Annotated in this window: 12 protein-coding genes; 2 read left to right on the top strand and 10 right to left on the bottom strand. The window is 47.0% G+C overall.

Going from position 1 to position 13,117, the window contains the following annotated elements:
• Positions 1-74: 74 nt before the first annotated feature.
• Both AB4114_RS16920 and AB4114_RS16915 read left to right on the top strand, forming a co-directional pair.
• Entirely contained in the window at positions 75-1,211 is a 1,137-nt protein-coding gene (locus tag AB4114_RS16920; RefSeq protein WP_441989507.1) for a GGDEF domain-containing protein, read from the top strand.
• A 144-nt stretch (positions 1,212-1,355) separates the two neighbouring features.
• Positions 1,356-2,297 carry an aldo/keto reductase family protein gene (locus tag AB4114_RS16915; protein ID WP_441989506.1) on the top strand — a complete coding sequence of 314 codons (942 nt, stop codon included), beginning with the start codon at positions 1,356-1,358 and terminating at the stop codon, positions 2,295-2,297.
• Positions 2,298-3,194: 897 nt separating this feature from the next.
• Here the strand turns inward: AB4114_RS16915 and AB4114_RS16910 are convergent.
• The 10 genes from AB4114_RS16910 to AB4114_RS16865 form a co-directional block, all read right to left on the bottom strand.
• Positions 3,195-3,491 carry a DUF6509 family protein gene (locus tag AB4114_RS16910; RefSeq protein WP_171634199.1) on the bottom strand — a complete coding sequence of 99 codons (297 nt, stop codon included), beginning with the start codon at positions 3,489-3,491 and terminating at the stop codon, positions 3,195-3,197.
• A 126-nt stretch (positions 3,492-3,617) separates the two neighbouring features.
• Positions 3,618-4,091, bottom strand: a complete 474-nt coding sequence (locus tag AB4114_RS16905) for a DinB family protein (protein WP_441989505.1) — start codon at positions 4,089-4,091, stop codon at positions 3,618-3,620.
• 3 nt (positions 4,092-4,094) lie between these two features.
• Positions 4,095-5,264 (bottom strand): CaiB/BaiF CoA transferase family protein, encoded by a 1,170-nt coding sequence (locus AB4114_RS16900; RefSeq protein ID WP_441989504.1) that lies wholly within the window; start codon positions 5,262-5,264, stop codon positions 4,095-4,097.
• A 48-nt stretch (positions 5,265-5,312) separates the two neighbouring features.
• On the bottom strand, positions 5,313-5,900 hold the full coding sequence (locus tag AB4114_RS16895; RefSeq protein WP_441989503.1) for a hypothetical protein: 588 nt from the start codon (positions 5,898-5,900) through the stop codon (positions 5,313-5,315).
• 14 nt (positions 5,901-5,914) lie between these two features.
• Positions 5,915-6,700: a CoA-transferase gene (locus AB4114_RS16890; RefSeq protein ID WP_441989502.1), complete on the bottom strand. Its 786-nt coding sequence runs from the start codon at positions 6,698-6,700 to the stop codon at positions 5,915-5,917.
• Positions 6,701-6,721: 21 nt separating this feature from the next.
• A complete protein-coding gene (locus AB4114_RS16885) occupies positions 6,722-7,531 on the bottom strand; it encodes a CoA transferase subunit A (RefSeq protein WP_441989501.1) in 810 nt (269 codons plus the stop codon).
• A 35-nt stretch (positions 7,532-7,566) separates the two neighbouring features.
• Complete coding sequence (locus AB4114_RS16880) at positions 7,567-9,603, bottom strand: ABC transporter ATP-binding protein (RefSeq protein WP_441989500.1); 2,037 nt, start codon at positions 9,601-9,603, stop codon at positions 7,567-7,569.
• A gap of 3 nt (positions 9,604-9,606) precedes the next feature.
• Positions 9,607-10,503 carry an ABC transporter permease gene (locus tag AB4114_RS16875; RefSeq protein WP_056615993.1) on the bottom strand — a complete coding sequence of 299 codons (897 nt, stop codon included), beginning with the start codon at positions 10,501-10,503 and terminating at the stop codon, positions 9,607-9,609.
• Positions 10,504-10,524: 21 nt separating this feature from the next.
• The gene (locus AB4114_RS16870) at positions 10,525-11,448 is read right to left on the bottom strand and encodes an ABC transporter permease (RefSeq protein WP_441989499.1); all 924 of its coding nucleotides are present in this window, start codon (positions 11,446-11,448) and stop codon (positions 10,525-10,527) included.
• Between the two features lie 21 nt (positions 11,449-11,469).
• Entirely contained in the window at positions 11,470-13,107 is a 1,638-nt protein-coding gene (locus AB4114_RS16865; protein WP_441989498.1) for an ABC transporter substrate-binding protein, read from the bottom strand.
• Between the last annotated feature and the right edge of the window lie 10 nt (positions 13,108-13,117).

Below are 13,117 nucleotides of genomic sequence, written 5' to 3'. Positions count from 1 at the left end.
TCTATCCCTGCACCGCTTTTTCCTTTATAATAGAGTCTGCTTCTGTGGAAAAATAGACCTGCTTGGAGGAACTCATGGACATCATGGATTTACTTTTCGGTGAATTAGCTTCGTTTCTATCCCATGCCATGATCGTTGTCATGGTTGCACTCATGTTCGTGATTTCACTGCGTTTGTTTCTAGATCGACGCAAAAAAGCGTATATGTCCATGACGATATCGCTCATCTTCGTAGGGATCCATTTTTTGCTTCAACTATATTTCATGTTTAGCAGTATCCACACGAGCCTGGCTGATTACTCGCAGATCATGCTCAAAATTATTTCATTTGTACTTATAAATATGGGAATTTATCAATTATATAATCGCACGAACCGTAAACAATATACATTTTTCTACGGTTTAATCGTCATGGGATTTGTCGTCTCTACACTTCATTTCATTGTTCCTAATATATACAGCGGGACAGATCATCAGGTTCGTCTTCTGCAAAATATTGGACTTGAGTTATATGTATTCGTACTCATTTTTCTCTGCTTCTATATGATTCCACCTTACATCGGTCAGCAAATGAAATATCAGCTTGCTTTGACGATTTACTTTTTATTTCAGACGTCTCAACTTCTAAATACATATGTGTATGATAATGCACAGCCTGTGCTTATCCTGGCTGTCAATATACTGCCCGTCATCTATTACTTTCTCTTATTTATGATTCTCTTTGAACGTGTCGTTGAGCTCATGCAAGCCATCTACAATTCATCGATTAYGGACGGCTTGACGCGACTCTATAATCGCAGATTTTTCTACAACCGTGTTACACAGCACGTTCAGCGCCACTTGCCAGTTTACATTTTGTTCAGTGATATCGATAATTTCAAAAAGTTAAACGATACGCAAGGACATCAGATGGGTGATAATGTGCTCAAGCAGGTTGCGCAAATTATGAAGGACGAAGCTGAAGAATGCGGGATTGCGGGCCGCTATGGCGGTGAAGAAATGGTGATCTTGGTGTCCGATCCCAGCGTGAAAATGGACGCATTCGCTGAGCGAATCCGCAGCCGCATTGAGAAAGAAACGATCGTAACCGCGAGTATCGGGTACAGCAAATACAAGACTGGCTTAAGTGCGGAAGAACTCATCAAACAAGCGGATGAAGCCATGTATCGTGCCAAGACAACAGGAAAAAACAAAGTTGTGAAGTTTGCCTAATACACTGAGTTGTTAAGTACCGCACCTGGAGGTAAGTAACTCACTTGCTTTTCAGTTCTTATGTCTTCTCGTTCCATGCTTTATAATAGATCATGTACAGACAATCCCGTACAAATTCCATGTTAGAGCAGGAGGCAATACAAGATGCAATATCGGAAACTTGGTAATAGTGGTCTCAAAGTTAGTGAAATCAGTCTAGGCAGTTGGCTTACTTATGGCGGGTATGTTGGGGAAGACCCTGCAGTACGTTCCATTGAGCAAGCATACGATCTGGGAGTTAACTTTTTCGATACAGCTAATGTGTATGAACGCGGTGAAGCCGAGCAGGTTATGGGTAAAGTCCTATCCGCATATCCTCGGGAATCCTACGTTCTAGCGACGAAAGTTTTTGGTAAAATGGGCGAAGGCCCTAACGACCGTGGACTCTCCCGTAAACATATTAGAGAACAAGCCGAAGCTAGCCTACGACGATTGAATGCGGACTACATTGACATTTATTATTGTCACCGTTTTGACACTGAAACACCGCTGGAAGAAACGTTACGTGCGCTTGACGATTTAGTCACTCAAGGCAAGGTGCTTTATATCGGCGTAAGTGAGTGGACTCCAGCTCAAATTGTGGAGGCTTATGCGCTTGCTGATAAGTTATTGCTCGATAAGCTAATCGTGAATCAGCCCGTATACAATATGTTCAATCGCTATATTGAAAAAGATATCATTCCGCTCGGCGAAACGAAGGGCTTCGGCCAGGTCGTGTTCTCTCCACTTGCACAAGGCCTCCTGACTGGCAAATACCGTGCAGGGCAGCCAATCGCCGCCGATAGCCGGGCCAGCAGCAAAAACTGGGATGAAAAGCAGCTGAACGAAGTTTCTCTACATAAAGTAGCCCAGTTATCCAGTATTGCGGATGAACTTGGCATTAAGGTATCCCAGCTGGCGATCGCTTGGATCCTTCGTCAAAACAACGTATCCAGTGCTCTCGTTGGTGCGAGCCGCCCGGAACAAGTCATTGAGAATTGCAATGCAAGCGGCATTCATTTGACAGATGATGTGCTTAGCAGCATTGAGACCATTCTGCAAGGATAAGCGAAACTCCAGCTACTTTTGAGATATGCGTATCATGAAAAACCTGCCGTTGTGCAGGTTTTTTTGCGTGTTTGGCTAGATTGGGTTTGTGGGGTTGGTGGGTGGGGGGGGGGGGTGGGGGGTTATCACACGAATTAAATGGAAAATGTACATCTAATTTAGTCAAATAACCCTAAAAAATTGATTTAAATGGAAAAAATGTAGTTAATTTCACCAAATAAGCTCATATCGATAAAAACTCCTGAAATTAACTACAGAAAATCCATCTAATCGGAAAATGATGCGGAATCCAACAGAATTAACTGTAGAAAATACAGCTATTCATTTAGAGTACTTAACTAGTTAACATCTGACCCTTTCAATGCTCTCGTAGCAGTTAGTAGACGGTCTGTAGTCTGCGGGTTACGGGTTACGGGTTACGGGTTACGGGTTACGGGTTACGGGTTACGGGTTACGGGTTACGGGTTACGGGTTACGGGTTACGGGTTACGGGTTACGGGTTACGGGTTACGGGTTACAGTCTGTGGTCGGCGATTGGTGGTTTGTAGTTGTGCGTTGTGGCTTGTGGGTTGTAGTTGGGTGGTGATTGGTGGTTTGCCGTATATGGTTGTGAATGTGGTTATGGTTATGGTTATGGTTATGGTTATGGTTATGGTTATGGTTATGGTTATGGTTATGGTTATGGTTATGGTTAGCGGTCTAATGTCTTTAGTCTTTAGTCTTTAGTCTTTAGTCTTTAGTCTCTAGTCTTTAGTCTTTAGTCTTTAGTCTTTAGTCTTTAGTCTGTAGTTTTTGATTGTCTGGTACTGGCACAGTTATTGATCGCTGGTGGTGCTAGTGGTATTCACGGTGGCCAGTAGTAAGTAGACAAAAAAAGAAGAGCAACATCGCTCCTCCTTATTCATTCCCTTCCGAGTAATGCTCTTTACAAAACGCTTCCACGACTGCGACTTCATCGTCCTCTAGGTCGAAATCCAGATAAAGCTCGGTCGTTTTTTCGTACAACTCGTATTTCATAAGTGCTGATGTTTCTTCGGTCACATTGTAGATTGCTCGGATATATAGGCCGCTCTCGGAATATAGCTCATCATCTTCCTCGACTTCGATATCGATGATAAATTCATAGCGTTGCCCCGTCAAAATCCCAAAAGGATCTCTAACCAATTCTACTGTGTAGGTCGTAATCGTAAACATTGTACCGCCCCTTTCTCTTCTGCACCTGTTAGTATAACCGAAATACGTGCAAAAGAAAAAAGGCATCTCCATGTTGCTTCAAAAAGAAAATCCCCCTACGGTATTCTACAAGTTATTTCCGTGCCTTTACTCCACACCTAAAGCAGCCAAATTACGTCCAATTTGCAGCAAATGCGTTTGCACATGACGAATAAAGCCTTGGAACAAATCAGCAACGGAGGTTTCTTTGCCGTTATTATTCCCCTTGCGTTCCCACTGTTCCTCTGTCAAACGCCCATAGAACAGCGCATTGTAGGCAAGTATGGCATCGAACGCAAGCAAAATGTCACTGAGCTCCGTCTGGTTCGCTCGCGAGCTCGCAACCCATGCATCCTGATTATACAGAAGAAACTCTTTACCATTTTCTGCAACAATTTTACGAATGCGGATAGCGTGCACGAAGCTGGCATCCACGAGATGAGCTACGACTTCTTTGATGCTCCATTTCTCGGGTGCAGGCTTCCATTCCAACTGTTCCCGTGAAAGCTGGCTAACGCGTTGTTTAATTAATTCCGAAGACGCGAGGTAAATATCAATATGAACCCTTGTTGTCTCACTCACGATCTAAACACCCCATTCTTGGAAAATTTCTTCTGTGTGCTCACCCTTGAGCGGCGGCTTGCGATAAATCTGGAACTCGTAATCCGTTAGCTTAACAGGATAGCCTACAGTCGTAGTTTGCGTTTGATTCGGCAGCGCTAGCTCGTGAATCAAGCCACTTTCCTTCACCGCAGGATCATGCAAAATATCCTCAAACGTATTGATCGGCGCACACGGCACACCTCGTCCATCAAATATTCCGAGCCATTCTGCAGCAGTTTTCAGGCTGAATGTTTCCTGCAGAAGCAATGCAAGCTCCTTCTGATGCTTCGCGCGCAGCGTTTGATTCAGAAAACGTGGATCGTCTGCTAGCGCCGGCAACTCCACGGCATCCACTACTTCACGCCACAGCTTTTCGTTGCCAGCTGCAATCACGAATGGCTTATCACTGCCGTGATAACCTTGGTACGGCGCATTGCGTGGATGAGCGCTGCCCAAACGCTTCGGCGCCACACCATTGCCGTAATACTCACTAGTCTGCAAAGCGGATATACCCAGCGCACTGGCTAACATAGAGCAATCAATATAACTGCCTTTCCCGCTTCGAGAAGCTTGATGAATCGCCGCAACGACCGAATAGGCACCATAAAGTCCAGCAACGAAATCAGCCACAGGCACTCCGCATTTGACAGGTGCGCCATCCTCTTCGCCCGTCACACTCATCAATCCGCTAATCGCTTGAATGGTCACATCGAAAGCGCCTTTTTGTGCGTAAGCACCCTTTTGCCCGAAACCAGAAATGGAACAATACACAAGCTTCGGATTCTCTTCCACTAATCGCTCATAGCTAAGCCCGAATTTCGCCAATATGCCAGGTCGATAATTTTCCACTATGACATCGGCCTGCGCACATAACTCACGCAATCGTTCAAGATCCGCAGCTGCTTTAAAATCAATCACTATGCTGCGTTTATTCCGATTTAACGAACTGAAATTGGAGCTATAGCTCTCACCTTCTTCGTTCGTAATAAATGGCGGCCAGTCTCGCATACTGTCCCCCACATCAGGCCGTTCCACCTTGACCACATCCGCGCCCAGATCAGCGAACAACATACCCGCGAAGGGACCTGCCGCTATTTGACCAAATTCAATGACTTTGATGCCTGCAAGAGGGCCGTGATTGTTCTTGCTCATATGCGCTCCACTCCTCTTTGTTTGGTAGTAAGAGATAATTCCAAGCCGTTAGTTAAAAATGGGACTTAAATTATCATGCTTCGTAATGACATCTCGTGCGTTCCCAGAGGCCACATCATGAATATGCCTAGGCTGTTTCCCGATATCGGTCCCATAAATATGAATCGTAATGGCGACCTCATCAAATGGATTCGCAACGCCATGGATATCATAATCCGGCGGATAGACAAAGGAGATATCACCTTGCGCAGCTGTAACCTCCGATACCTCACGAATTGTGTAGCGTGGCTCAGCAGATTCTCCGTGATCTTCACGACGATAACGTTTTTCCACAATTGACCCGCGGTAAACGCCGACTAACCCCCAAACCAAATGATCGTGAACCGGGGCAACTTGACCCGCTCCCCAGACGAATGCGATGACAGCGAAGGACTCGTTCTCCGGCCTATACAGCAAATACTGCGCATATTTATTCGGCAGCGGCACTTGTAAGTCCTCAGGAAGCAACTGCTCATTGGTCAGCAATTCCTGCAAATGCGGCTGCACTTGATCAATAATTGTTCGGTAATCCTGTTGATTAKCTAAGATACCTGTTATGTTCGCTTCCAACTGATGAAACGCTTTGTTCGCGCTCATGGCCATCCCTCTTTCTATGATTGAACTACTGCACTTTTCAAATAAGTACCGAAGTGTTGCTTCGCAAACAATGGATATATGCGTCTCAATTCATGACTTACCTCATAACGAAGTGTCGCTAACTCGATAGATGAAGGGGGTTCGAGGCTTGGAATCGATGTGTCATCGTCGTTGTTCAAACCTAGATCAAAACCTGTTCTCCCCTGTATCTCAGCTGGCTTCACGCCTGGAACGGTCGCTGCTAGCTTTAATCTGCCCTCGGGCCCGATCGGTTTCATTACCCCCAGCGGTGTATACACGTCAACTAATCCGTTTTGATGATAAATGCCTTTCCCCGAAGAAGGTACCGACGTAACGAAATCGAGCGTTTCAGGGAATCCTTTGAGACCATGGTCTGTTTTAAATAGGAAAATGCGTTTGCATGTAAAATAAACAACCCCTGAGCCTGCTCCTCCAGGGAGTCTTACCTTCGGCTTTCCATAATCGCCGATCGTATGCAAATTGATGCGACCGTAGCTGTCGATTTGAGCTCCGCTTAGAAAGAACACATCCATTTCGCCCCGCTGCATGAGATCAAAGAACTCTTTCGTTCCTTGAAACGGCCAATCACATTGCCCGAGAATATAAACGGAGGCTTGCTTCGCATGTCTCGCTTTGGCAAGTAATGCAGCCGCAGCAGGGATTGGTGAGTTATTACCGACACCGATAACTTCGTGATTACGCAGCTCTCTAGCCAAGTAACAGATCATGGCTTCCTCCGTGGAATACGAAGACAACTTCGCCTGCTCCATACGAGTCATATGATACCTTACCTCCCGTCATTACGTGTTAGATAAGCCGTTCACATACTCCTCAAAAGAAGCTTCCGCACTAGAAGCTTCCATATAAATGGAAATCGCCTCATCATCTACCTCATAGTAGCCTGGACAAGCCGTAGGCAAAGCGCCACCAGGTGCATGAATGATACCGCTGAGGAACAGCGATGGGATGAACGCTACACCATGGTTAGCTTCACGCAGCAGCTCTTCAGGGGACACAATCTCTTCCACTGAAGCAAAAGCCTTGAATGAAGCTTGCGCGAGCACTCGATTGTTCTGCGCTGGGTGAGCAATCACATTGCCGAGCGTATCTGCCTTATAGCCGTGAAAAATTGCTACGTCTGGTCGAATTGCCGGCACAATGGCAATACTCTCCTCCGCATTGTATGGATTTTTGATCTCATGAAAATCCGGTCTAATAAGCATGTAATCCGTCCCTAGCAACCCTCGCACTGGCGTGAAGGGGATACCCGATGCACCTGCCCCAATTGCTGCAGTCAGCGTTGGACAAGCATGCTCCAATCCAACTATCGCGCCTTGCTCGAATTTACGCCGGAAGTTCAGCCCAAACCCATACTCTCCCATCGAAATCTGTGAGAATTCCACACTCGATACCACACCTGCTCCGATCAGGAGATCAGCATTCACTGCCGCAGCCCCCGCACAAACAAGATATAACTCACGCCTCTTGGCCCGGATGATTTCATGAATGAGGGCCATCGGAGACATCTCCATATTGCCGCTTACGGCAAGCTTCGTACCATCCGGAATCTGTGCAACCGCTTCTTGGATGGAAATTATTTTGGATGGCACATGCCTCACTCCCTCTTTCAAGAAAACTTCCATTCTTACAATGGATAATGACAAGCCGCATAATGACCTGGTGCAATCGGCGCTAATTCAGGAACAACTTCTCGGCACAGAGCCGTCGCCGCCGGGCAGCGTGTATGAAAGCGGCAGCCGGATGGCGGCCTCGCAGGTGATGGCATTTCGCCTTCCAAGGGCACGAAGCTGCGCTTACGTTTGGGATCTGGCACTGGAATAGCGGACAGAAGCGCCTTCGTATAGTGATGGGCAGGATGCGTAAACAATTCATCGGTTGGTGCAATTTCAACTAGCTTTCCTAAGTACATGACGCCAATACGATCCGAAATGTAGCGAACAATATTAAGGCCATGTGCTATGAACAAATACGTCAAATTCATGCGTTGCTGAATATCTTGCATCAGATTGACGATCTGTGATTGAACAGAAACATCTAAGGCGGACACAGCTTCATCAGCTAAAATGAACTTCGGATTCAGTGCAATCGCACGAGCAATCCCAATTCGTTGACGCTGCCCGCCTGAGAATTCATGCGGCAACCGATCATACCAAGACGGATTCAATCCCACTAGCTCCATAACGGACTCTACTTTGGCTCTTTTGGCAGATCCACGTAAAGACTCGTGCACCCAGAAGGGTTCACCGATGATATCTCCCACTTTCCAGCGTGGATTAATGGAGCCATAAGGATCCTGAAACACAATTTGCATGTCCCGTCGCGTTTCCTTCCACCCCTGGGAGCCTGATTGAATGAGATCTCGGCCTTCAAAATGAATACTGCCCGCTGTCGCTTTCTCCAGCTGAAGTAGTACACGGCCTAGCGTGGATTTCCCGCAACCGGATTCTCCGACGAGTCCGAAGGTTTCCCCTTTACGAATGTCAAAAGACACATCATCAACCGCCTTAATGGAAGTGCGGCCTCGCCCAAACCATCCTTGACGGATCGGGAAATATTTCTTCACGTTCTTCACTTGAAGCAACGGAGGTTCCGAGCTCAGCGCCCAGGCATCAACACGTAGCCCTTCATTAACATGAAGCTCGACAGAATCGGTCGTTACGGCATCCCCGAAAAACTCGGCCGCCAAATGATCAATCCGCTCCGCATTCCAACAAGCGACCTCACGGCCGTGAAGCTCCTGTAGAGGTGGATCTTCACTTAAGCAGCGATCCGTTGCATAAGGGCAACGGGGATGGAAACGGCAGCCAGTCGGCAATTGAGACAAGCTGGGAATTGTCCCCTTGATCGTATACAGCTTCAAGCCACGCACATTATCCAGTGTGACAATGGAGTGTAGAAGCCCTTGGGTATAGGGATGGGCTGGATTTTCGAACAATTGATGCACCGGTGATTGCTCGACAACCTTCCCCGCGTACATGACCACGACACGGTCCGCCATTTCAGCGGCAATACCGAGATCATGAGTAATCAGTAGAATCGACATCTGGAATTCATCTTTCAGCTCCCGAAGCAAGCTCAAGATTTGCGCTTGGATTGTAACATCCAACGCTGTCGTAGGTTCATCCGCAATGAGCAGTTCGGGTCCGCAAGCTAGTGCCATGGCGATCATCGCCCTTTGGCGCATGCCACCGGAAAGCTCATACGGATATTGCCTCATTCGAATTTCTGGTTCTGGAATGCCCACTCTGCGCAGTAAGGATATCGCCTTTTCCTTCGCTCCCAGCTTCGAAATTGGCTCATGACKGACAATGACTTCGATGATTTGGCTGCCAATTGTGAAGATTGGATCTAACGCCGTCATCGGTTCTTGGAAAATCATTGCGATTTTCTTACCTCGGAGATCACTGATTTCCTTCTGTGACAGTCCTACTAAACTTTGCCCATCGAGCTTGATATCCCCATGTGAAATATAGCCGCCATCATAGTTAATCAGACGCATAATGGACAAAGAGGTAATCGTTTTTCCACTCCCTGATTCCCCAACCAAGCACACAATTTCGCCAGTTCCGATGTGTAAACTAATCTTATTTATCGCATTCAGCGAGCCACCCGCTGTTTGAAAATCAACCGACAAGTTATCTATTTCGAGTAAAGGTTTCATACGCTATGCCCTCGATTTCTTTGGATCCATGCGATCACGAATTTCGTCTCCAATGAGATTAACCACAATCACCAGCAAGGTGATAGCCAGCCCCGGGAACGTAGCCACCCACCATGCTACCGTCATATAGCTGCGTCCTTGGGACAGCATATAGCCCCAATCTGGGATTTCCTTCACCACGCCAAGTCCAAGGAAGCTTAGACCTGTACCTACTAGAATGGAGCTCCCTACACCGATCGTCATCATGACAAGCAACGGAGAGAAGCAATTCGGCAAAATATGACGCAGCATGATTTCAAGATGTGAGGTCCCCACAGCGCGCGCAGCATCAATGAAAGGCCGATTGCGAATCGAGATCACTTGGCTGCGAACGACCCTTGCTTTTCCAGGTATCGTAGCCACACTAATAGCCAATATCACGTTAAAAAAACTAGGTCCGAGGGCAACCGAGATTGCTATCGCCAACAGAATCCCCGGAATCGTCATCAAAATATCATTGAAACGCATGAACAAGGAATCGACAGTTCCGCCCCAATACCCCGCAATAAGTCCGAATAATGTCCCAATACAGCCGCCAATCACGACGGAAACGACCCCCATAACAAGCGACTGCCTGCTGCCATAGATGACGAGTGTCCACACATCACGACCGAATTGATCGGTACCAAGCGGATGTGAAAAGCTAGGCGATTTCAAGAGTTGATCCGTCAGCATTTCCGTTGGCGAGTAAGGAGCAATCCAGGAGGGAACGATGGCACACAAGATCAGAAATGCCAAAATAAATAGCGACAGGCTTAGCAATGCCTTGGATAAGTTAAGCTTTTTCAGCCGAAATCGGAAGCTTAGAAGCTCCTGCCTTTTCCTTAGCAGCCTTTCTGTTGTTACCGTGTTGAACAGCATAAGCGCCAACTCCTTTCATCATTATCCTGACTTACGGACACGCGGATCCACAAAGGAATAGGACACATCCACCATCAAGTTGACCCCAATATTAAAAAGTCCTGTAATCAGAATTGCCGCCTGAATCACCGGAATATCTTTCTGATTGATCGCGTCTACCACTAATTTCCCTAAGCCTTGCCTGGAAAAGACAGTCTCCGTCACAACAGCTCCCGAGAGCATCTCCCCAACTAACAAACCAAGAATCGTAACCGCAGGCAGCAAAGCATTCCGTAACACGTGCTTATAGAGCACGATTTTTTCGGATAGCCCTTTCGCCCGCAGTGTCAAGACAAAAGGTTCATGAATGACCTCCAGTACGCTGTTTCTCACCATACGAGTTAACATCCCAGCACCTGTCACCCCTAAAGCGAACGACGGCAGAATCAGCTGTTTGAAGCTGCCATTCCCTATCGCGGGCAAGAGCTGTAAATGCACCGAAAAGACGAGGATAAGCAGGATACCGAGCCAAAACTTGGGCATGGAGACGCCTAACAAGCTAATGACGCGCACGACATAGTCCAATACACGATTTTGATACACGGCTGATAACACACCAAGAATGAATCCAACGATAATGGCAAAAATAGTGCTCAACAAAGCCAGAGAAAGCGTTGCGGGCAGCTGAGCCAGCAGTCGATCTATAACCGGCTGGCTGTTAGCGAAGGAATGCCCGAAATCTCCCCGAATACTTTTCCACAAATACACGGCATATTGCTGCCAAAGCGGCTGATCTAAGCCAAATTGCGTTCTTAAATAGGCGATGCGCTCAGGTGAGGCGTCCTCACCTGCAATCATCTGGGCCGGATCACCGGGAAGCCAGTGAATGATTAAGAAAACAAGCGTCAACGAACCTAGAATGACTGGAATGGAGACGATGAGCCTGTTCAAGATATACTTCACCATCCGTGACTCCCCCTCGTGATCTTATTTTTGAATCCATGCATCGTAGAACACTGGCCATGCCGGCGAATCGAACGTAATCCCCTTCACTTCTTTCGTGGAAGCAACGGAATAGTTAAACACATAAGTTGGAATCCCATAGACGTTATCAATAATGTACTCTTGTGCGTTTTGATAAATCGTTTTCCGTTTCGCAGGATCCGTTTCCAAGTAGCCCTGCTCCAAAAATTCATCTAATTTAGGATCATTCGTTTTGGCAATATTATTTGCCTTAGAAGGACCTTTGGTCGAGTAAAGTTGTCTGAGTACATCTGGATCACCTGAGAATTGGCTGCCCGCGATCAGGTCATAATCCCCTTTATTGCGACGATCTGTGTATGTCCCCGTAGGCAAGGAAATCACTTTCAACTCGATCCCTACTTGTTTCAGCTGCTGGGTGAATATCGCGATCAAATCAAGTCGCTTCTCGCGGTTTCCTTGTGTATCAATGACTTCGACCGTGAGTCGTTTACCGTCCTTGGAACGGTAGCCATCCGTACCCTTAATCCAACCCGCTTCTTCCAGCGTTTGATTCGACTTGGCTGCATCTACCTTGTAGGCATTCTCCCTAGTCGATGAGTATCCAAACTGCTGAGGAGATAGCGGCGACCAGCCTTGCTTCGAGGTGCCTAAGTAAATCGTCTTCACAGCCGAGTCGATATCCAAGGCCGAGCGGAATGCTTGTCGTATTTTCAGATCATTCCAAGGTGCCTTCTGAATATTTAAATAAAGTGTAAAGTTGGCCTGCAAAAGCTCTGTTTCTTGCACGTTAAAATTACGATCCGCCTTCAAAGCCACGAGATTCTGCGGAGGAATAATGTCCGCCACTTGGACTTGTTTGCTTTGCAGAACGCTTACGCGCGTTGCTTCTTCTTCCACGTATTTCACCGTTAATTTATCTAAGTACGCAGGACCTTGATGCTTCGCATTGGAGGGGCCCCAGTTGTAGTCCTGATTTTTCTCAAGTTCAACTTGTGAGCTAGGTGTGATTTTCTTCAGTTTAAAAGGTCCCGTTCCCACTGGGTTTTGCGGGAAAGCATCGCCATACTTTTTCACAGCTGTTGGAGAAACGAAGCCTAAATCGACCTTGGCAGCATTGCTCAGGAACGGCGCGAAGGTCGTTTTAAAATTTACCTTCACGGTAAATTCATCGATGACTTCCGTTGATTGATACGAGCCAAGCTCGTTCAATGCAATGGACGCTTTGGTCGCTGGATCGATAATCCGATCCCAATTAAATTTCACAGCTTCTGCATTAAACGGCGTGCCATCATGGAATTTCACATCCTTGCGCAGATGGAACGTATAACTCTTTTTATCGGAGGAAAGCTCCCAATCTGTCGCTAACCACGGCTTAATAGTGTGATCAGGAAGCTCCACAACTAAGCTGTCATAAATAGAGCGCATGACTCTAGTCGTTGGGGCGAAGCCCGCTTTGTGCGCGTCCAAGCTGTCCGATGTCACCGTACCTGCAAGCGCCCACACAAGCTCACCGCCTGGCGTCACCGTACCTGTTTCTGGCGATGCACTTTCCTTGCCGGCTTTCGAGGCTTCCCCACAGCCTGTTACGATGAAAGCCGTAATGAATAAACCGCTGACGATAAATCCAATTCTCTTTTTCATATCTTTCTCT

Origin of the sequence: Paenibacillus sp. 2RAB27 (assembly GCF_052115445.1) — a bacterium.
Taxonomy (GTDB): domain Bacteria; phylum Bacillota; class Bacilli; order Paenibacillales; family NBRC-103111; genus Paenibacillus_E.
This window is presented reverse-complemented; position numbering and strand designations above follow the sequence as displayed.

Coding starts and splice junctions, on each gene's coding strand:
- AB4114_RS16915 (WP_441989506.1), top strand. CDS start 1,356: ATGCAATATCGGAAACTTGGTAATAGTGGTCTCAAAGTTAGTGAAATC.
- AB4114_RS16910 (WP_171634199.1), bottom strand. CDS start 3,491: ATGTTTACGATTACGACCTACACAGTAGAATTGGTTAGAGATCCTTTT.
- AB4114_RS16900 (WP_441989504.1), bottom strand. CDS start 5,264: ATGAGCAAGAACAATCACGGCCCTCTTGCAGGCATCAAAGTCATTGAA.
- AB4114_RS16890 (WP_441989502.1), bottom strand. CDS start 6,700: ATGACTCGTATGGAGCAGGCGAAGTTGTCTTCGTATTCCACGGAGGAA.
- AB4114_RS16875 (WP_056615993.1), bottom strand. CDS start 10,503: ATGCTGTTCAACACGGTAACAACAGAAAGGCTGCTAAGGAAAAGGCAG.
- AB4114_RS16870 (WP_441989499.1), bottom strand. CDS start 11,448: ATGGTGAAGTATATCTTGAACAGGCTCATCGTCTCCATTCCAGTCATT.
- AB4114_RS16865 (WP_441989498.1), bottom strand. CDS start 13,107: ATGAAAAAGAGAATTGGATTTATCGTCAGCGGTTTATTCATTACGGCT.